Consider the following 19,505-nt stretch of genomic DNA (forward strand, 5'->3'; position numbering starts at 1 on the left):
ACTGCCTGTTAAACTTAGTCTGTGGCTTGATCGCCTACTGCCACCAACCCAAGAAGCCCTCCCTGCTCATTGACACTGCTCTGCCTGCGTTTGCTTAAGCCGAATTGACGTTAAAAACAGTTCCAGTCCTGAAATCCAGTAGCGATCTGAGGCGTCTGCTTTTTGAATCTGGTAGCGTCCTTCGGTCAGTGCATAAACTTCTACGTGTCCCGTGTCAGGTCGAAAGATGATGTAGTGGGGAACCTGCATCACCTGTTCATAGAAGAACCACTTGCCGACCGACTGCGTAAACTCAACCGAATATTCTTCGCCGTAGGTTGCAGATAAAAACTCCATCACCACTTGGGGAACGCTGCCCTCAGTGTGTGGCGTATAGCTGCGGCGAGACTCAGGTCGTTGCCAGGGCTGCACTGGACGGACATACATCCAGTCAGGTGCTTTACAAATAGTTCGGTCTTGAATGGCAGCGCAGAGGGCAAAATTGGAGACGACCAAAGCATCCTGCATCAACTCAGGAAATGCAGTAAGTGGCTGTCGTAGAGCGGCTGCAAGCAGGGGTTGATCGGTGTTTTCCACGGGGTCATCAGGCAGAATGAAGTCCTCTGGCAGGAGGGGCCAGGTAATTTTGAGATGGGCGATAGGAGCTTGGGTTGCAGTAGATGTGACAGTAGACATTCGCAATCTCCTAATCCAAAAACGTTCTAAATCAAAAAGCCTGAATCCACTCTTTCACTTCGTATTCAGTCCAGATGCCGTTTTGCCAGTAGGGGTCTTCTTCGACCAACTGTCTTACGGTAGGCTCGTCCTCAGCCTCATATACCCCAAACACCTGAGTCAGATCTTGAGTTGGGCCAATTGTGACCAACGCTCCAGATTCCTTTAGCTTAGCAAGCCGATCTAGATGCGCCTGACGATAGGGAGAACGCTTCTCCAACACGTCATCACAGTAGCTTCCCCACATCACGTATTTAGGCATAAACCAGTATCTCGGTGAATTGATCTACAAAAGATTTTGGCAGCACAGGCAAAACCCACACTGCCAAAAATCATTACAGATTTAGGACTTCTTGAGAAGTCAACCCTTAAGCGGGTTTTGAAAGGTTGAGTTCTTACGGGCGACGCGCATGAGAACTCAACCTTTCGAGTGAACTCTAACTTCTCGGATCGACCCCAAACTTTTCAATCAAAGCATCTCGAACTTTGCGGTGCACGGGTTCGACATCTTCATCAGTGAGGGTGCGATCGCCTGCTCGATAAACTAACCGCAGTGCCAAACTGCGCTTTCCTTCAGGGACATTCTCTCCTCGATATTCGTCGAATAGCTCTACTGATTCCAAAAGTGTGCCCGCTGCTTTCTTAATTGCCCGCTCAATCTCAGAAACGGATACTTTTGTCGGGGCAAAGAAGGCAATGTCGCGATCGGAAGCTGGGTAAGTCGAGTAGGGTTTGAATGCGGACGCAGTGTTTTCCTCTTGCTCCATTTGGGCAAACATCACATCCAGGTCTAGCTCAAAAACATAAACCTCATTGGGTAAGCCCCTTTCTTGGCGAAGCTGGGGATGCAGTTGACCAAACGTACCCAGACGGTTTCCCTGAACCCAGAGAGAGGCCGTTCTTCCAGGATGCAAGAGAGCGTTACGGCGATCGGGCTGATACTCAACGGACAGTCCTAACCGTTGAAAGGCACTCTCCATCATTCCTTTCGCCTCAAACCAGGTAATCGGCTGTTCTCGCCCGCCGCGCACCCACTGCCCCTGGCTGGGGTCGCCACCCAGGATGCCAGCAACCATATCCGTTTCGTTTAAGCCTTCCTCTTCTCGCCAAAATACTCGCCCAATTTCAAACCCATTCAGTGCTCCGTTCCCCTGCTCCAGGTTGTACTGGAAGGCATCAATTAGCCCAGACAGAAGCTCAGTGCGAAGGGCTGAGTATTCTGCGAACAAAGGATTTGCCAACGAAATTTGGTTTTCTTTGTCTGGTTTCACCAGAGAATAGTGAATCAGTTCGGTTAGTCCGACGGCTCGAAACGCCTGCTGAATCTTTTGAGTTAGTGCTTGCTCAACAGAAAGGTATCCTGGCTCAGTTTTGGCAGGTAGAGTGTCGCAGAAATTGTTGTAGCCGTAGAGTCGAGCAATTTCCTCAATCAGGTCAATTTCTCGCTCCAAATCCCGGTAACGATAGGGCGGAACGGTGACACTCCAAACTCGCTCTTGAACTGGAACCAGCGTACAGCCCAAGGCAGTCAAAATGCGCTCAATGTCTTCAGGCTGTAGTTCGCCAACGTCTTCGTCCATGTCTTTGGGGTCGGTCGTAGCGGCGCTTGAGAGCGCCTCTGCATCCAGTTCGATTGGCCCAAGTACCTGATTGACGCGGTCAAGGCGTAACTCAATGGTGCGAGTTGCTGTTGCCTGACTAGAACGTGAGTCAGCGATCGCCTGCACCGTTGTTACCCCCCCTGCCAATTCTGAAATTAGATGAATGGCTCTGCGGCAGGCGATCGCCAGTTCTGCCTGATTTACGCCCCGCTCATAGCGAGCAGAAGCCTCCGTCCGAAGCCCCTGAGAGCGAGCCGAGCGGCGGACTGCCACAGAATCGAACAGGGCTGCCTCCAGCATCAAATTTTGCGTATCGGCAAAAACCTCAGTTTCTTCACCACCCATCACACCAGCCAGCGCTACGGGTTTATCGTTTGCCGTAATTAGGAGCGTTTGCTCATGTAGCGTTCGTTTTTGGCTGTCTAGAGTGGTCAAAGACTCCCCAGAGTTAGCAAAGCGAACGCCAATCGTCAGGTTATCAGTGCCGACGACAGAGCGCAGGCGATCGCGGTCAAACGCATGAAGGGGTTGCCCCCATTCCAACAGAACGTAGTTGGTAATATCTACAACATTGTTGATCGGGCGCGTTCCTGCTGCCTGGAGCCGGCGCTGAAGCCATTCAGGCGAGGGTGCAATCTTCACCTGCTCTATGATTGTGCCAATGTAGATCGGGCAAGCTTCAGGTTCAGAAACTTTCACAGCTAAGCTTGGACTGGTTTCGACTGAAAGCTCAGGCACATTGGACAGTTTCAACTTAGCCCCTGTCAAGGCTGCTACTTCTCTTGCTACCCCGACCATACTGAGTGCATCTGCTCGATTTGCTGTTGAGGTCAAATCCAGCACCACGTCATCCAAGCCCAAAAGCGGGCGAGCATCACTGCCGACCTTCAAGGAATCTTGCTCAAAGTGATGGATACCTGCAGACTCTTTCGCAAGCCCAAGCTCTGCCAGAGAGCAGATCATGCCCTCCGAGGCGACATCCCGCAGCTTACGAGGGCGAATCTTTAAGTCTACAGTTGGTAAATAAGTCCCCACTGTGGCAACAGGAACGTAAAGATCTGCCTTGACGTTAGACGCGCCACAGACGATGGTGGAAGGGGAGCCTCTGCCAATATCAACCTGACAGACATTGAGTTTGTCTGCATTGGGGTGTGGCTCACAGCTCAACACTTTTCCGACTACGACACCATCTGCCCAAGTGCGACGGTCTTCAATTTCTTCGACCTCAAATCCAGCCATTGTTAGCATTTCTGCTAATTCTTCTGGACTCATTGTCAGGTCTACTAGTTCTCGCAGCCAGTTTAGTGAGATACGCATTGCCTAACTTGCTCTTTAACTCTAGGTCGGTCTACAATAGTGCCCCACCATTCTACCGCTCAACTGTGAGAAGCCTCTGAAATGATGGAAGCTTGCTACGAGTCTGTGGTGCTTTGCCATAACTGGGTGCAACCCCTCCACTGTGCCATCTTCTCCTCCCTTAAACTACAGAGAATCGGGTATTCACAAGGATTTTAAGGAAAGTAGGGTGAGCTTTAGCAACTCTTCAAGAGATTTTCCGCAAACTTGGCGCTTTATCTCGTCTTTCTTGGAAAGATAATAGAAGTTAAGGTGTCTACGTCTAGAAGTGGATGAAGTGATGCCCCGGCGACTGACATAGCGAGTGATGCCGCATGAGCTACTGCTTAAATCCAGCCTGTCCTAACCCCGAAAATTTAGTTCATACCGAGCTTTGCCAGGCTTGCGGCTCCAAGTTGCTGCTGCGCGATCGCTACCGAGTTCTCCAAACCCTCGGTCACGGTGGTTTTGGGGCAACGTACCTGGCTAAGGATGAGTCATTACCAGGTTTTCCCCATTGCGTCATTAAGCAGCTTCGCCCAGCCGCATCTTCTCCTCACGTGCTGCAAATGGCACGAGAACTGTTTAAGCGCGAAGCCAAAACCCTTGGCAGAATCGGAAATCACCCCCAAATTCCTCGACTGCTAGATTACTTTGAAGCCAACCAAGAATTTTACCTGGTACAGGAGTATATTAGCGGCTCTACCCTTCAGCAAGAGGTTAAACGTTCTGGCCCATTTAGCGAAGCCGGGGTCAAGCAGTTTCTCAGCGAAGTCTTGCCGATGCTGCAGTACATTCACAGCCAACAGGTGATTCATCGCGACATCAAGCCTGCTAACCTGATTCGCCGCTCTCAGGACAAAAAGCTGGTATTGATTGATTTCGGGGCAGTAAAAGACCAGGTAAATCCGACTCGTGCTGGCGCTTCTGAGCAAACTGCTCTAACGGCCTATGCGATTGGCACTCCGGGTTATGCTCCACCTGAGCAAATGGCAATGCGTCCAGTCTATGCCAGTGATATCTATGCCCTTGGAGTCACCTGCATTTATTTACTAACTGGGAAGTCGCCAAAAGACCTAGACTATGACCCTGCAACCGGAGAAATGCTCTGGCGGGAGAAAGTTCACATTAGCGATCACTTTGCTGATGTTTTGCGGAAGATGCTGGAGGTCTCGGTTCGCCATCGCTACCAGTCTTCCAACGAAGTTTTGAGGGCACTCGATCTTGAGCCTTATCTTGATAGCTTAGCTCAGGGCATGGTCACCAAACCTAATCGACCTCTCTATCAAGCTGAGCCGGAGTATTCTCCTTCTGTTGACCTGAATGACACCACTCCATCTACCCCATCCTCTCGGATGGCGGCCGCAATTCGGGCGCGACAGCAAGCCAGAGCAGCATCCTCTGAAGCGACCAGCTTACAGCCTGGCTCTCCTCGACGTAGGCTTATGACCCAAAAAGCTTCTTTATCTACTGCTATCAAATCTAAGGGGACTGCTGGGGTACCTTCTGCGGCACCTAAACTGGCTTCTACTGACCTGCTCACAGCCTATGCTAAGGGAAGAAGGGACTTTACTTCTCACGATCTCAGCTTATTAAACTTACAACGAGCTAATCTTGCTGAAGCAAATTTCCATCAGGCGAAGCTACAGAAGATTAACTTTCAGGGCGCTAATTTGTTTAACGCTGACTTTGGTAAAGCCAGTCTAAGTCACGCTGTTTTACGAAATGCAAATATGGCGAGAGCTTACTTGAGTCATGCTGATTTAGAGGGAGCAGATTTGCGTGGTGCAGACCTGAGCTTTGCCTACTTGAGCAATGCCAATTTACGCGGCGCAAATCTGTGTGGGGCTGATTTGACAGGAGCAAAAGTTTCTGAGGAACAGCTTGCTACAGCTCGAACAAACTGGACAACCGTTCATCCCAGCGGCAAGCGAGGCGTATGGTAGCGAATGGCTACAAGATTGCCCAGTGCCTAAGTTTTGAATCTGCTATCTTATCTAGGCAATCCTGGTCTAGTTGAGAAGGAATCTAGTTATGGCTGATTCAAATTCTAAGCGTCGTGGCAAGGCAAAACCCGCTCGGAATCTTAGTCCCGAAAAGTATGCCCGTTTGAGGGCTGAGGCGAAGGCACCTTACCGAGGCTTGAGGCAGTTTGTTTATGTTGCTTTTGGTGCATCTGGACTGATCGGAGCTTTTGTTTTTTTCACACAACTGCTTGCAGGTCGGGAAGTTGGCGCTGCTTTTCCCAACTTTGCACTCCAAGTTGGAGTGGTAGCGCTAATGGTCTGGCTGTATCGCTTAGAGCAGAAAGGTAAAGTGAAAGATGAGGGATGAAGAGGTGTGAATATATTTGAAGTTTGGGGAACAAAAGGTTGAGAATCCTGAGGAAGGGAAACACAAAGAAAAGATTACAAAATTGAGGAGCCGCGAAAATCTCCGGCAATATAGTAAAAGCTCAATCGGGATCAGCCGATATAAAGGTCCTGACTATAACTTCCTGTGAATAAATAATGCCGAGTGCCAGCCCACAAAGGGCTGGCACTCGGCATTTATGGTCGCCGCTTAAGAGATTTCCGAAGCTATCCTCTCAGCTATTGCAAAGGATTAACATCAGAGCTAAGCACTAAGTATGGTGAGGGAATTGCCTCAGCTTGACCCGCGTTAACTAGAGCCTGATAAATAAAGGCCGCTACATCTGCCCGGGTGGCAACCTGATTAGGGTTTAGCTGCTGCACGTTGGGGTAGTTGACGACAATGCCTCGCTGAGTGGCAGCGGCGATCGCCCCTGTCGCATAAGCCGGAACCTGTCCAGCATCCTGGTAACGAGTTAGCGCGGTCGTATCACCAGTAGGCAGCTTTAAGCCCGATGCCAGGGAAACGAGTGCCTGAACCCTAGGAATTTGTTGATTGGGTCGGAAGGTTGCATCTGGATAGCCGCTAAGGAAATTTCCCCGGTAGGCTGACTGAATTGCGGCATTGCCCCAAAAATCTGAGCGAACGTCAGGGAAAGTAATTCCCGATCGCTCTGGAGTGGGTGAAAAAGCAGCATTCACAATGGCGGCAAACTGGGCACGAGTGACGGGCTCATTAGGACGGTATGTGCCATCGGGAAAGCCACCAATTACATCTCTGTTAGCTAAGGCTTCGATGTATGCTGCGGCCCAATGTCCTGTCACGTCTGAAAACCTGGATGCGCCTGCAACCGTAGCTGCGACAAAGTCAACGGAGCCAGAGATTTGTTCGGGGTCAATCTGATTGCCAACTGCAACAATCGTGTTGCTACGGGTAGCGTTGTAGAGGTCATAGCGACCGTTGTTACGGATCAGGTTTTCTCCAGGGCTTTCGGCGGTACCCAAGTCAGGTTGAGCATTGGCGATCGCCACTACACCATCACGGGTATTGCTCTCAATTACATTATTTCGTAAAACCGGACGAGCGTTGTTAGAAACAACGATGCCATCTACGTTCTGAACGACTTGATTGTTTTCTACTCTAGGGGACGAGTTGTCGCCGATCGCAATTCCAAATCCAGTGCTCTGGAAAATGTTGCCGCGAATTTCACCCTGGGCAGTCCGAGCAACCGAAACGCCATTCCCCTGATTGTTGGTGAAGACGTTGCCTTCGATCGTGGGGGCAGCTGTACCGGTGACAAAGATACCGTCTCGCAGGCTATTGGAAAGTGTGCTGTCGCGAATGCTAGGGTTGGTGGATTCTACCCAAATAGCAGTGCCGCGACTGTTAGGGTTGGTGACGGTGACACCGCGAATCGAGCTATCAGATTCTGCTCGGATCGTCACGTTCTGGACGGCAAAAGTGGGGCTGGCATAACTGCCGCTGCCAATGATCAGAACCGTTTGTCCCTTAGTCGATTCATCACCTCGCAAGATTACATCAGGTCGGACGACGATTGGAAAAACTTCACCTGTGTCGCGGGTGTAGCTACCAGGCGCAAGTTGAACGACCGTATTAGGCTGTGCCTGCTGCATCGCGTAGCTGATGGTGCGAAAGGGAGTTGATTCCCTACCTGCGTCAGGGTTGTCTGTCCCCAGGGTCGGGTTGACATGAAGGACCGTGGCATTTGCGGGAATTTGGGCGGTAATGGAGGAGCCCAGGTTAGCAGGAAGGGGGGCAGCGCTCGCTCCACTCGCTAACAGTAAAAGAGTGGTTATGCCCACAGGAATGGACATTTTGATATGGGGGGAATGTCTTCGTAGCATTACCTTACTAATAGATGGGGGGGTGTGCAGAAATGAATTTATGAATCGATTCAAACTTAAACTCCGACTCATGACCGTTTTGCTTAACGCGGGCGCTACGAGGAAAAGCTAGTAAATGTTGTTACTACAGTTGGGACAGGGTTTAAAGACTCTCAGTTCCACACAGGCTAAGCCACGGAAAATACTGCTGGACCTAAATTTTCTTCTAAAGTAAACACCCCAAGTCCCAGCTTTTCACCTACTGGCTTTAGCCTATACTGAAAGCCACCTGGGTCTGGGGCAAGAGGTAGACAGTTCTTAGCCTGTCCCTCAAATTAATCATGCACCGTACCGTTAGGCATGACTGCGCCTCGGAGGTTTGCACGAGTTAAGTCGGCATAAGTGAGATCTGTGTTGCTGAGATTTGCATGGCTAAGATTCGCTTTGCTGAAGTTTGCACCTTTTAGTTTGGCGGCTCTCAGATCAACACCCTCCAAGTTTGCTTTGCTCAGGTTTGCCCACCTTAAATCTGTTCCTCGTAGTGACGCTTCCTGGAGATTTGTACTGAATAGGTAGGCGCGAGTCATGTATGCCTCTCCGAGGTCTGTCTGCGCCAGGTTAGCTTCATACAAAGAAGCCCCGATAAGCTGAGCCTGGTAAAGAGTGGCGTTACTGAGGTTTGCGTTACTGAGGTTTGCTTGATACAGATCGGCTTGGCTAAGGTTAGCTTTTGCCAGCTTTGCTTCGGTCAGGTCTGCCCAGCGCAAACGAGTATTGCTCAGGTTTGTGCCAATCAGGTTGGCTCTGGTCAGGTCTGCTCGGTTAAGCGTCGTTCCTCGCAGGTCAGCCCCAATCAGGTTTGCTCCAGTCAAATCAGCTTCTTTAAGGGTTGCCCTTCTCAAGTCAACGACAACCAGCTCAGCTGCGTAGAGATTTGCCCCACTTAGTTCTGCGGCTTGTAAATCAGCGTTGCTGAGGTTCGCCCTGCTGAAATCGGCGGTGGTTAGTTTAGCGCCCCTGAGAATGGCTCGACTTAAGTTGGCATTGCTCAGGTTTATTCCTGGCAAGTTTGCACCGTGCAAGTCTGCTTCACTCAGGTCGAGTTGAATTTCAGGGTTTTGGATTCTCCAGGAAGCCCACTTAGCATTTTGGAGGAGCGACAGATGTTCAATCCTTGCCATCGGAAAGCCTCATTCCTTGTGCCCGCCAATTGGGTTTTCTCGCCCAAAGACGTTTTCCATTGCGGCGATCGCCGCCTGAGAACCTGCTAAGATATCTTGCTCTTCGCCGCCCAGATAAAGTCGCCCAAAGCTGCCAACTGCTTGCACCTGAAGAATATTAATCAGCGCTGCTTTTTCTGCCTCGTTTGCAGCTAAAGCGGCGTAGGCAGCAGGCTGAACTTCTAGCACGTAAAGCGTTTGCCCTGCCAGGAGCATTTGTCCGCGACGGTTGCGGTTGATCAGTTGTGCCTGGTGAGCGTCAATATTGCGAATGATTTGGCTGGAAACGACAGACGGTTTAAGGCGATCGCGCTCTTGCACACCTAATGCTTCAAGAATGGCTTTGCCTGCGGCACGAGTTTCTCCTTGGCGGTTAGAATGCACCTCCAGTAGCCCGTATAGCCGCTCGACAAACTGCACCCCTGGACGAACGACGGCAGACTTAAGCGCTACATCGGTGATCCGGTTGATTTCAACGCCAGGCGAGATCTCTACCCACAGAGAGGCATCTCCTGGTAAGGGCAGAAATCCTAGGGAGACTGTGCCAATGTAGGCAGCGTGCTGAGACTGCAAGTTGTCTAAATATACGTAACTGCGAAGTTCTACGCCCAATCTGCGATCTCCGTGTGCTGAGGTCAAACTCCTCAATGTGTAACGATTTGAGTTTACCGCGCTATTCGACTCTTAAGAATGTTATTCGATAGCTTTGCGGAAACGAGCAATAAAAAAACCGTCCATATCGCGCTGATGACACCAAACTTTGAGCCATCCTTCTGGGGTGACAAAAGCATCGCCGGGAGGGTGAGACGGGGGCTGAATTGCCCATTCCGAATGGCGAGATAGGAAGGATTGGGCGATCGCCTCATTCTCGGCGGGATGCAGCGTACAGGTGGAATAAACTAGCACTCCGCCGGGTTTGACCCAGGTTGCTGCCTGGTCAAGCAATTCGGTTTGCAGTTGAGCTAATTCCTGGACGGTTTCTGGGGTTTGTCGCCAGCGGGCATCGGCATGGCGGTGCAAGGTTCCCAGTCCTGAACAGGGAACATCGAGCAGCACCCGATCTGCTTGTTGAGCAAATTGAGTGAATTGACGGCTATCTCCAGCACAGGTCTGGATGCAGGTCAGCTTCAGTCGTTCTGCATTCTGGCGTAGTTTCTTCAACCGCGAAGCATAGCGATCGCATCCCCAAACAATGCCGCGATCGCCCATCAACTCAGCGATGTGTGTTGTTTTGCCGCCTGGAGCCGCACAGCCATCAACAATCGTTTCCCCTGGCTGTGGGTCAAGCAAATGACCTACCAGTTGAGCGCTGCTGTCCTGTACGGTCCAATAGCCCTCCCGGAATCCGGGTAGGTTCTGAATTGACCCCGAATTATCCAACAATCGCAGGGATTGGGGCAGGGCGGCGACCGTAGTGGTTTTGATTCCCACCTCTTGCAGCGCTGATTGAACCTGTTCTAAAGAAGCTTGCAGTGGATTAACTCTTAAGTCAATGTGAGGCGATCGGTTCAGCCATTCACAGAGCATTTCCGTTTCCTCAAAGCCCAATTGCTCCAGCCAAACCTGCACCACCCAGTCGGGGTAGCTGTACAGTACTGCCAGTCGATTGACCGGATCGTCGGGTAGCTGTAGCGGGTCGCCCGTTTCTGCAAGCCGAAGATATTGGCGCAACAGCCCATTGACAAACCCTGCCAATTTCTCAAAGCTGTTTTGCTTTGCCAGATCAACCGTTGTATTGACTGCTGCCGCTGCCGGAATTTGATTGAGATAGCGCAGTTGATACAGCCCTAAATGCAAAATAGCCCGTAAATCGGGAGGCTGCTGATACGATCGCCGCTTTGCAAGTTGGTCAATTAGAGCATCCAACGTTCTTTGTCGTCTAACGCTGCCGTAGACCAGCTCTGTCACCAGGCGGCGATCTGGAGGGGCTGGTTCTGACCGCTGTAAAGCACGGTCTAACGCTATATCTGCAAATGCGCCCCGATGGACTGATCGGAGTGCGAGAAAGGCCGCTTGCCGGGGATTTTGAGTCACTGAACCATTCGGACGAGAGCAAACACCACACAATAGCCCAGCGAAAACTCTCGTAGGCTATTGCCTTGAGATTTTAGCGAATTTAGCTTCATTCCATCGGGTGATTTGTCCGGATGAAGATAAATCCCCCGATGGAATGAGATCTACGTTTTCGGTATATTCACTTACGAAATGGATGCACTTCAAAGCGATGTATAGATCAGGACTACACAGCCAAGGTCGGTGAGAAGTCCTGGCGTAAGTCCTATTTAAAGGTTCTTGATTTCGGAGGGATTTCTATGATTCATCACATTTCTATCTCTGCCAGCAATCCGCTTCATGTTGCTGAGGTTTTGGCTGAATTGTTGGACGGCTGCGCTGCCCCCTTTCCACCTCATCCAGGTAGCTACATGGCGCTTGCCCTGGATGAACATGGAACTTTAATCGAAGTTTATCCGGCTGGAACTGAACTGCTGCCAGGAACTGACAGTGAACAGGCAACTTTCTCTACCAATGCGTTTGCCTACAGTTTTGGTGCAGTTCACGCTGCAATTTCAGTGCCTGTTAGCCAGGAAAAGATTCAGGAAGTGGCTCAACGGGAAGGGTGGCGATCGCTCCACTGCAGTCGGGATGGACTGTTTGAAGTGATTGAACTATGGATCGAAAATACGATGATGATTGAACTGCTGCCGCCATCGATCGCCTGTCAGTATCTAGAGTTTGTGCAGCCCGAAAACCTGAAGCAAATGCTTTCTGCTGTCGCAGTTCCAGCATGAGTCTAGAAGTCTGAGTTTGTTACCCAGCACGGAGTAGGGGAGTAGCATTTGGGCAGTGTATTACGCTTAATTCAAGTAACTTACTTATCGACTGCTACACCCTGACGATGGAACTCTAGGGTCTCACATTCCTCCAAACCTGCGCCGCGAACGAAACCGATTTTCTAAACTTAATGGACCTGAACCAAACGCTGTCACCATCAGAAGTCCACCCAGAATAGCCAGGTTTTTGAAGAATTGTGTAACCTGCATTCCCTCTGCAAAATTGGTGTGAAAGAGCAGCGTCGTCGGAATCAGAAACAAGATGAGTAACAGCGCGCCCCACTTGGCTTTGTAACCCAGCAAAACCAGGACAGCGCCAACCAATTCAAATACGATCGCACCTATTGTCATCAGGGCTGCGAGAGGCAAGCCTGCCCCTGCAATTTGTTCTTGTGTACCAGCAAAATCAAGTACTTTACCTGCTCCAGAGCGAAGAAAGATCACTGCCAGACAGGTGCGAGCGATGAGCGGAATGATTTTTTGCAAGTTCATCGGCTTACCTCTAAACCCGTTGTCTGTTGTAAATCTGGCGAACTTCGTCCGATTTATGATCTGGCGTTGGGTAAGTTTCAGCGATCGCCCTCGAAGTAGGCAACACAAATCGAGCAGGGCGATCGCGCAAAACATAATCCCACAGCCAATCAATCAAAACCTGTAGGCGATTGCGAAATCCAGGTAAATAAACAAGATGAACCCCCAACCACAGTAGCCATGCGGGGAACCCAGTAAAGACGAATTTGCCAATCTGGGCTGCTGCCGCATTTCTCCCAATCATGGCGATCGCTCCCTTATTCCAATACTTAAACGGAACGGGCTGTCGTCCTATCAGTTGCCGCTGAATATTTTCTGCTGCTCTTCTTCCTTGCTGAATCGCAGCCGGAGCCACCATCGGCAACGGTTGACCGCTTTCCTTGAGCAGTGCAAGATCTCCTACTCCATAAACCTCTGGATGATCTGGCACCTGGAGAGTCGGCAAAACAGTCACCTTCCCTTTGTCACCCATCGGTAAACCCCATTGCCGCAAGAGTGAATTAGCCTGTACTCCTACAGTCCAAATCGGACTTTCTGTAAGAATGATGCGTCCGTCCTGCAAATGCACGGCACCGGAAGTGATTCGGTTTACCTTTGCGTCCAGGATGACTTTCACGCCCATTTTTTGAAGCTGACGCTGGGTATAACGCTGCGATCGCTCTGGCATGTCCCTCAGCAAGCGGCTTCCTGATTGCACCAGCAGCACCTTCACCTGACGAAAATCTAAAACTGGGTAGTCCCGCTTGAGAGAATTGCCGAGCAATTCAACCAATGCACCTGCTAATTCGATGCCTGTTGGACCGCCGCCAATGATTGTAAAGGTCAATCGCTGCCGTCTGCGTTCTGGGTTTGATTCATAGGCTGCCTGCTCAAAGCAACGCAAAATGTGATTGCGAAGGGCGATCGCCTGTCTCAAATTGTCCAGCCGAAATGCATATTCTGCTGCCCCCGGAACGCTAAGAATCTGGGTAACGCTTCCCGTCGCCAAGATCAAAAAATCGTAGAAAATAACGGTGCGATCGGTTTCTACAGATTGTTGAGCAAAATCGATTCGTTTTACTTCTGATTGCAAAAGCTGAGTATTTGGCAGCTTCCGCAAAATATTGCGAATTGGGTAAGCGATTTGCTCTGCTCCCAGTTCAGCCGTCGCAACCTGATAAAGCATGGGGCTGAAGGTGTGGTAATTGTTTCGGTCAATTAGCAACACTTCAACTGCTGAGCTAGCAACACTTTGCACCGCCGATAGCCCACCAAATCCCGCTCCAATGATCACGATTCGAGGGCGCTTTTGCGTACTCATGGTCAGTTCCTCAAGGAATGACCGCCAATTGCCAAGTATTTTTGCCTGACGGTCGTGATCTACACGTATCTTTACATAATTCTTCAAGGGCAAGCTGCTAGCTAAATCACAGATGGGATCTTGCGATGCACCACTCACGCTAGAGGGAAGGCGAGCGCAAGTTTTCTAAGATAAAAGCAGCAAAACGGGTGACAGTAGGTGACCGTATGAGTCAGCAAAATTCTTCTAGCTGGGATTTGGGACGCTTTGTTAAAACGCTGTCCTACTTTGGAGCGATCCCCTTCCTAAGCAGTGTCGATTGGTTCCAGCAGTGGCTAGGCAGTCGTCCTGACCCAAAGGTCGATCGCTCTGCTATCTCCTACGGCACTTCTGCAAAAAACGCTACCAGTTTCTTAACTGATCCCAAATTAGGCAACATTCTGGTCGTGGGTGCAGCCGCAGCGCTGGGCCAGCAGGTGGTGCAGCAGTTGGTCGATCAGGGCTACCGGGTGCGATCGCTGTTCACGCCGACTGAGGAAGTCCCAACTCCATCCCAAAATCAAATAGAACCTGTGCAAGCAGATCTTGCCAGCCCTGAAGCAATTTCCGATGTCCTGAAAGGCGTGAGCGCAATTATCTGTGTGAATGGATCAGAGTACTCTTTGCCTCGCCTGATTGATGCAGCCGCAGATAGTCTAAATCGACCGGGTCAGCTTGTTTTCGATTTCACTAACCCCACCAGTGACCTTAAGGAAGTTTGGGGTGCGCTGGATGATGTTGTCATGGGCGGTGCGAGTCAAAGCAGCATTCGTTTAGATACTGACGGTGCCGTATTTTCTGGAACCGTCTCAACTGCAAACTCTGGCGGTTTTGTCTCCGTTCGTACGCGCAACTTTGAGCCGCCGCTCGACCTGTCTCAAGCAGAAGGAGTTGAGCTGTGCGTGAAAGGGGATGGCAATCGCTACAAGCTATTGCTGCGGAGCGAATCGGGCTGGGACAGCCTTGCCTACAGCTATTCGTTTGACACGCTCCCAGATACCCAAATGCTGATTCGGGTTCCTTTTTCAGCGCTGATCCCGGTATTTCGAGCTAAGACGGTAAAAGACGCTCAATCGTTTGATTCCAGCCGAGTCTATGCCTTTCAGCTAATGCTCAGCAAGTTTGAGTATGATGGTGCGCTCAATCCTCACTTCTCACCTGGACCGTTTCAGCTTCAAGTGAAATTTATCAAAACCTACAAAATCTCTGAGTTGCCGCAGTTTATTCTGGTCAGTCCTGTAGGCGCTTCTGATGCAGAAGCAGAATCAAGATTACGTCAAAGTGAAATCGCTTACACGATTGTAAAACCGTCCTCATTAACGGATGAAGCGGGGGGGCGATCGCTCCTCTTTACGTCAGACAGTCTCCCAGAAAACCTTGATCAGCAAAACAAAATTAGCCGTGAAGATGTCGCAGCCGTTTGCGTCCAATCGCTTTCCCACTCTCAAGCTCGTAACACTACCTTTCTGGTTACAGAAGCCGAAAACAATTGCGCTCCCCGTGACTGGGATTGCTTGTTCTCTCAACTGAAACCCAATCCGTAAACACTCCCAAAAAACAATTTTTTCCCGTTTTCTCGTTCTAAGGCTTTGCCTTGTAGTGCCTATAAACTGGTTGACTGACAAATCTTCTGATGTAGGTTGGGTAAAGCGAATGCGTAACCCAACAGAATCCAGGTGGATGTTGGGTTGCACGTTGTTTCACCCAACCTACGAGCTAACCCATAGTTTTGGAAGTTTTGTCAGTCAACCAGGTTTATAAATGAGGCTCCGTCTTGTGGGAGTCCCAAGAAGTAGAGCCTCACTATGAAACATCTCCAGGCTCTACCTGCGGACGACATTGACAAGAGGTTACAGGCTAAACCCATGTCCCCTACTAGAAGGCGATTTTCTCCAGAGATGCAATGAACTGTGTTTCTCCCGAAGAGGGTAGAAGATGCTAGTTGCCACCAAAGTGCTTAACGATCGCCTCTGCGAATTCTGAACACTTCAGTGGTGGGTCTACCGGAGGTTCCATCAGTCGTGCTAGGTCATAGGTCACTTCACGGTGCGAAATTGCTGCTCCAATTCCTTGCTTGATCAGGTCGGCCGCTTCCTGCCAACCCATATATTCCAGCATCATCACTCCCGACAAAATGACGGAACCCGGATTAATCCGGTCTAATCCAGCGTGTTTAGGAGCCGTGCCGTGGGTCGCCTCAAAAATCGCGCAGTTGTCGCCGATATTTGCTCCTGGTCCCATTCCTAACCCACCAACGATCGCCGCTGCTGCATCCGACAGATAGTCTCCGTTCAGGTTCATGGTCGCCAAAATCGAATATTCATCAGGGCGAGTCTGAATTTGCTGAAAAATGCTGTCAGCAATTCGGTCATTCACCATGATCTTGTCTTTCCACTGTCCGCTGCCGTGGGTTTCCCAGATAGCATCCAGTACTGCCTGCACCTCTTTGCAAACATCTGCTTTTTTCTCAGCCGTCAGAGCATCGTAGCCTGGTTCAATCTGACGGGCATTATCCTCCACGCTCAAATCCGGGTTGCGCTCCTTGTTACCTAAAATCCAGGATTCTCGCTCAGTCACGCACTCATTCCGAAACTCAGTTGTGACCAACTCATAGCCCCAGTCTCGGAACGCCCCCTCGGTATATTTCATGATGTTGCCTTTATGCACCAAAGTCACCATCTGCTTGGACTTGGGCAACCGAAGGGCGTGTTTCATGGCACGGCGCACTAATCGCTGAGAACCCGTTTTGCTGATGGGCTTAATGCCAATTCCCGAATCGAGGGGAATTTTCTTCTTGCCATGCTCAGGTGTAGCCGGGATCAGGTCTTCGTTGAGTAGCTTGATCAGGCGATCGCCCACCTCGCTACCCTGCCGCCATTCGATCCCCAGATAAATATCTTCTGTGTTTTCCCGATAAACAATTACATCTAGCTTTTCGGGGGTCTTATGAGGGGAAGGCGTACCCGCATAGTATGTGCATGGACGGACACAGGCGTAGAGGTCATGAATCTGCCGTAGGGCCACATTGAGCGATCGAATTCCGCCGCCGATTGGAGTGGTTAAAGGTCCCTTGATTGCTACGCCATACTCCCGAATGGCATTTAGCGTATCCTCGGGCAAGTACTGATAAGTCCCGTAAACCTCACAGGCTTCATCCCCAGCATAAACTTTGAACCAGACAATCTGTCGTTGACCGCCATAAGCTTGTTTGACAGCAGCATCAAAAACTCGTTGAGCAGCAGGCCAAATATCTACTCCCGTGCCATCTCCTCGAATAAAAGGGATGATCGGGTTGTCTGGAACAATGGGTTCGCCATTCTTAAAGGTAATTCGCGATCCAACATTGGGAGGAACAATTTTTTCGTACATGGTTGCAGCAACTCCTGCTTGCTAGCGATTCTGTAGCTTCCCTGGCAGATTAGCAAACTTCCTGCCCCACAACGGTGTTAGACTTGATTTTTTCGTCTGCCTTTTTGCTGTATCACCAAAGCTGTAAAGCTGAAAGGGTACTTTTGCTCAGAATCAGTGGTTTGAATTAGAATTCAGATCTTTGACTAAGGTGGATATTGCCGCGTTGCTGTTTAAGAAAGACTAGAAAGAGAAGTTTTACGATTCGTGATCCTAAGATAAAAAAGAGTAAGGCTAGTTCTATTGCTCTGTGCTGTGACGGCTGTGTAAATCTGCATGAAGAAAATTCTGATTGTTGATGACGATATCACCTTAAAAACTGCCTTGATCCGCTATCTGGAGAATCGGGGATATTCGGTTCAAAATGCTAGCTCTGGCGTTGAGGCGATGGAGCTGTTTGAGCAAAATCCGCCTGATTTGGTCGTTTCTGATGTCATGATGCCAGAGATGGACGGGTTAGAGTTTTGCCGCCGCTTGCGAAATACTCGCTTTGGGCAGTTGGTGCCGTTCATTTTCCTATCGAGCCGTAAAGATATTGACGATCGCATTCAGGGGCACAAAATGGGGGCGGATGACTATCTGGCAAAGCCCTTTGAGCCGCGAGAGTTAGTTGCCAAAATCGAAGCTCAGTTAGAGCGATCGCGTCGAATTCATTCAGAAATCGTGCGGTTGATGCAGCAGTCCGAAAATAATACTGCTGAGCAGCCCAGTGTTGCAACACCTTCTCCCCTGCCGCTAACACCAGCTGAGGAAAAGGTTTTTTGGGAAGTGATTCAGGGCTTTACCAATAAGCAGATTGGCGATCGCCTATTTGTTAGCCCTCGCACCGTACAGACGCACCTCAGCAACATTCTCAGTAAACTCCACCTGGAAAACCGTTCCCAACTCATTCGCTTTGCCTTTGAGCGAGGCTACAGTTCTCCAGGTGAACAAACACCAGAGGAATAGCATCTTCCTTACCCCTAATGCATTTTAGGGGAGCTTATAGCTTGCCACCCGCAGCACTAGCTCTCCCTCCTGAGGATTGCGGCTAAAGACAAAGGCTCCTTCCTCAGTTTCACCACCAGAAAGAAAATCGATTTGTTGTTCACCCGATTCTTCAACTTCGCCATCAATGCGAAGTTCAGCAATCACTTGCACTGATTCGGCTGTTCCCCCGCCAACATTCTCAATTTCAAACGGAACGTAGAATTGTCCCGAAGCTTCTCGCACCGCACCCTGACTAGAAACTGTAATGTCAGGAGGCTGCTGCTTTTGTTCATCAAACCAGATGTACAGCACGAGTCCTACAATCATGGCTAAAATCAAACCAGCAATGCCAAACGTGGTCTGTTCGGCAAGCGATCGCGGACGTTTCTGTGGCAAAGCTTCAGAGGGTTGCTGGTCAGGAGAATGGGCTGGGGTTCGGGTCATACTGCCAACCTTCCCGCTGCGCCCCCAACTGTTGCAGGCAATCCTAGGATGAGTGTGTATTGTAACCACATTGTCCAGGGGTCGCCAAAGCTCAGTTGGTGAAAGAACCACAGCATAAATGCTGCTGCTGCCAATGAAACTAAATAGCAAGCAAGCGTTTCACTCATTGGGCGCTGGAAGACACCCTGTTGCTGCATCCGTTTTTGCTGATCAGCAAAACCCGACTGGAACACAATGCCATAAGAAATGATCAACGAAGCCGCGATAATAGCAAGCAGCCTTCCTCCTGAGACGGCACTGGCTAACATTACAACTTCATCAGTGGGAGCAATATTCAAAGCAATCACAGCAGCACCGATTAAGGTTGCCCCAATGTCGCTAAAGGTGGCGTTGATTTCGCTTTTGTAGGAGCGTTGCCCCTCATTACCACCTCGATCTCCCCTTAGAAATTGATTTGCTAGCGCCACCCCTAGTGTGAATGGCAAACTCTCGAATAGCACTTTGCCTAACATTTCATCTAGAGAGACATCAGAATTGATTTCACGGAGTAAAGTCAGCATTACCGTTGCACAAACGATGCCAATAGAAATGGCTTCAACACTGTTTCTAGCTGCATCGATCGCCCGAATTTTCTCAATCTTGCGAAACCCCGCAGTGCGATTAAGCAGAAATATAACAATGTAGGTGATTGCGATCGCCAGTAGCATCAGGGGTGGCTCAACAACCGAGCCAATCCACCAAACTTCCATTGTATAGAGCAGTGGAATACCAAACAGAAAACCACCGCAAGCGCCGCGAATAATGTCGTCAAGCTCGTTGAGCCAGACATTTTTGCGGCGTTTTTTTGCTGTATCCATAACCCTTTCTTAACTGGTTTTCCTATTGTGTCATAGATAGGAAAACCATTTGATACTTAGTAATAGAGAAGCGATCGCCCT

17 protein-coding genes are annotated in these 19,505 nt (G+C 50.0%); 5 read left to right on the forward strand and 12 right to left on the reverse strand.

Going from position 1 to position 19,505, the window contains the following annotated elements; translation table 11 throughout:
• Positions 1-66: 66 nt before the first annotated feature.
• The 3 genes from H6F88_RS13560 to pheT all read right to left on the reverse strand — a co-directional run bounded on the left by H6F88_RS13560 (position 67) and on the right by pheT (position 3,632).
• The gene (locus tag H6F88_RS13560; RefSeq protein WP_190643285.1) at positions 67-675 is read right to left on the reverse strand and encodes a Uma2 family endonuclease; all 609 of its coding nucleotides are present in this window, start codon (positions 673-675) and stop codon (positions 67-69) included.
• 31 nt (positions 676-706) lie between these two features.
• A complete protein-coding gene (locus H6F88_RS13565) occupies positions 707-976 on the reverse strand; it encodes a YciI family protein (RefSeq protein ID WP_190643286.1) in 270 nt (89 codons plus the stop codon).
• A 175-nt stretch (positions 977-1,151) separates the two neighbouring features.
• On the reverse strand, positions 1,152-3,632 hold the full coding sequence (gene pheT, locus H6F88_RS13570; protein ID WP_190643287.1) for a phenylalanine--tRNA ligase subunit beta: 2,481 nt from the start codon (positions 3,630-3,632) through the stop codon (positions 1,152-1,154).
• Positions 3,633-3,985: 353 nt separating this feature from the next.
• Between pheT and H6F88_RS13575 the strand changes: the two genes are divergently transcribed.
• Both H6F88_RS13575 and H6F88_RS13580 read left to right on the forward strand, forming a co-directional pair.
• A complete protein-coding gene (locus tag H6F88_RS13575; protein WP_190643288.1) occupies positions 3,986-5,596 on the forward strand; it encodes a serine/threonine-protein kinase in 1,611 nt (536 codons plus the stop codon).
• A gap of 88 nt (positions 5,597-5,684) precedes the next feature.
• Positions 5,685-5,984 carry a DUF3493 domain-containing protein gene (locus H6F88_RS13580; RefSeq protein ID WP_190643289.1) on the forward strand — a complete coding sequence of 100 codons (300 nt, stop codon included), beginning with the start codon at positions 5,685-5,687 and terminating at the stop codon, positions 5,982-5,984.
• Between the two features lie 257 nt (positions 5,985-6,241).
• Here H6F88_RS13580 and H6F88_RS13585 read toward each other — a convergent pair whose 3' ends face one another.
• The 4 genes from H6F88_RS13585 to H6F88_RS13600 form a co-directional block, all read right to left on the reverse strand.
• Positions 6,242-7,837, reverse strand: a complete 1,596-nt coding sequence (locus H6F88_RS13585) for a DUF1565 domain-containing protein (protein WP_199333600.1) — start codon at positions 7,835-7,837, stop codon at positions 6,242-6,244.
• A gap of 344 nt (positions 7,838-8,181) precedes the next feature.
• Entirely contained in the window at positions 8,182-9,027 is an 846-nt protein-coding gene (locus H6F88_RS13590) for a pentapeptide repeat-containing protein (RefSeq protein ID WP_190643291.1), read from the reverse strand.
• A gap of 9 nt (positions 9,028-9,036) precedes the next feature.
• Positions 9,037-9,678: a hypothetical protein gene (locus H6F88_RS13595; protein ID WP_190643384.1), complete on the reverse strand. Its 642-nt coding sequence runs from the start codon at positions 9,676-9,678 to the stop codon at positions 9,037-9,039.
• 81 nt (positions 9,679-9,759) lie between these two features.
• Entirely contained in the window at positions 9,760-11,100 is a 1,341-nt protein-coding gene (locus H6F88_RS13600; protein ID WP_190643292.1) for a 16S rRNA (cytosine(967)-C(5))-methyltransferase, read from the reverse strand.
• Between the two features lie 278 nt (positions 11,101-11,378).
• On the opposite strand from H6F88_RS13600, the gene H6F88_RS13605 reads away from it, so the two are divergent.
• Positions 11,379-11,855, forward strand: coding sequence for a hypothetical protein (locus H6F88_RS13605; protein ID WP_190643293.1), 477 nt, complete (start codon positions 11,379-11,381; stop codon positions 11,853-11,855).
• 123 nt (positions 11,856-11,978) lie between these two features.
• Here the strand turns inward: H6F88_RS13605 and H6F88_RS13610 are convergent, their stop codons facing one another.
• Both H6F88_RS13610 and H6F88_RS13615 read right to left on the reverse strand, forming a co-directional pair.
• Entirely contained in the window at positions 11,979-12,389 is a 411-nt protein-coding gene (locus H6F88_RS13610; RefSeq protein WP_190643294.1) for a DoxX family protein, read from the reverse strand.
• Between the two features lie 10 nt (positions 12,390-12,399).
• On the reverse strand, positions 12,400-13,728 hold the full coding sequence (locus H6F88_RS13615) for an NAD(P)/FAD-dependent oxidoreductase (RefSeq protein WP_190643295.1): 1,329 nt from the start codon (positions 13,726-13,728) through the stop codon (positions 12,400-12,402).
• Positions 13,729-13,934: 206 nt separating this feature from the next.
• Here H6F88_RS13615 and H6F88_RS13620 point away from each other — a divergent pair, with 206 nt between their 5' ends.
• Complete coding sequence (locus H6F88_RS13620; RefSeq protein ID WP_190643296.1) at positions 13,935-15,290, forward strand: CIA30 family protein; 1,356 nt, start codon at positions 13,935-13,937, stop codon at positions 15,288-15,290.
• Between the two features lie 394 nt (positions 15,291-15,684).
• Here H6F88_RS13620 and H6F88_RS13625 read toward each other — a convergent pair whose 3' ends face one another.
• The gene (locus H6F88_RS13625) at positions 15,685-17,115 is read right to left on the reverse strand and encodes an NADP-dependent isocitrate dehydrogenase (RefSeq protein ID WP_190643297.1); all 1,431 of its coding nucleotides are present in this window, start codon (positions 17,113-17,115) and stop codon (positions 15,685-15,687) included.
• 315 nt (positions 17,116-17,430) lie between these two features.
• Here H6F88_RS13625 and H6F88_RS13630 point away from each other — a divergent pair, with 315 nt between their 5' ends.
• Complete coding sequence (locus tag H6F88_RS13630) at positions 17,431-18,102, forward strand: response regulator transcription factor (protein WP_190643298.1); 672 nt, start codon at positions 17,431-17,433, stop codon at positions 18,100-18,102.
• 24 nt (positions 18,103-18,126) lie between these two features.
• Here H6F88_RS13630 and H6F88_RS13635 read toward each other — a convergent pair whose 3' ends face one another.
• On the reverse strand, positions 18,127-18,567 hold the full coding sequence (locus H6F88_RS13635; RefSeq protein ID WP_190643299.1) for a TIGR02588 family protein: 441 nt from the start codon (positions 18,565-18,567) through the stop codon (positions 18,127-18,129).
• On the reverse strand, positions 18,564-19,424 hold the full coding sequence (locus H6F88_RS13640) for a TIGR02587 family membrane protein (protein ID WP_190643300.1): 861 nt from the start codon (positions 19,422-19,424) through the stop codon (positions 18,564-18,566). The genes H6F88_RS13635 and H6F88_RS13640 overlap by 4 nt, the downstream gene beginning before the upstream one ends.
• Between the last annotated feature and the right edge of the window lie 81 nt (positions 19,425-19,505).

The sequence above is a fragment of the Oculatella sp. FACHB-28 genome (genome assembly GCF_014696015.1).
Lineage (GTDB): Bacteria > Cyanobacteriota > Cyanobacteriia > Elainellales > Elainellaceae > JAAUTN01.

Bases quoted from the DNA above. Each gene is read 5' to 3' on its own strand.
- H6F88_RS13565 (WP_190643286.1), bottom strand. From the start codon at position 976: ATGCCTAAATACGTGATGTGGGGAAGCTACTGTGATGACGTGTTGGAG.
- H6F88_RS13630 (WP_190643298.1), top strand. From the start codon at position 17,431: ATGAAGAAAATTCTGATTGTTGATGACGATATCACCTTAAAAACTGCC.
- H6F88_RS13560 (WP_190643285.1), bottom strand. From the start codon at position 675: ATGTCTACTGTCACATCTACTGCAACCCAAGCTCCTATCGCCCATCTC.
- H6F88_RS13615 (WP_190643295.1), bottom strand. From the start codon at position 13,728: ATGAGTACGCAAAAGCGCCCTCGAATCGTGATCATTGGAGCGGGATTT.
- H6F88_RS13580 (WP_190643289.1), top strand. From the start codon at position 5,685: ATGGCTGATTCAAATTCTAAGCGTCGTGGCAAGGCAAAACCCGCTCGG.
- H6F88_RS13625 (WP_190643297.1), bottom strand. From the start codon at position 17,115: ATGTACGAAAAAATTGTTCCTCCCAATGTTGGATCGCGAATTACCTTT.
- H6F88_RS13590 (WP_190643291.1), bottom strand. From the start codon at position 9,027: ATGGCAAGGATTGAACATCTGTCGCTCCTCCAAAATGCTAAGTGGGCT.
- H6F88_RS13575 (WP_190643288.1), top strand. From the start codon at position 3,986: ATGAGCTACTGCTTAAATCCAGCCTGTCCTAACCCCGAAAATTTAGTT.
- H6F88_RS13605 (WP_190643293.1), top strand. From the start codon at position 11,379: ATGATTCATCACATTTCTATCTCTGCCAGCAATCCGCTTCATGTTGCT.
- H6F88_RS13620 (WP_190643296.1), top strand. From the start codon at position 13,935: ATGAGTCAGCAAAATTCTTCTAGCTGGGATTTGGGACGCTTTGTTAAA.
- H6F88_RS13635 (WP_190643299.1), bottom strand. From the start codon at position 18,567: ATGACCCGAACCCCAGCCCATTCTCCTGACCAGCAACCCTCTGAAGCT.
- H6F88_RS13640 (WP_190643300.1), bottom strand. From the start codon at position 19,424: ATGGATACAGCAAAAAAACGCCGCAAAAATGTCTGGCTCAACGAGCTT.
- H6F88_RS13610 (WP_190643294.1), bottom strand. From the start codon at position 12,389: ATGAACTTGCAAAAAATCATTCCGCTCATCGCTCGCACCTGTCTGGCA.
- H6F88_RS13585 (WP_199333600.1), bottom strand. From the start codon at position 7,837: ATGTCCATTCCTGTGGGCATAACCACTCTTTTACTGTTAGCGAGTGGA.
- pheT (WP_190643287.1), bottom strand. From the start codon at position 3,632: ATGCGTATCTCACTAAACTGGCTGCGAGAACTAGTAGACCTGACAATG.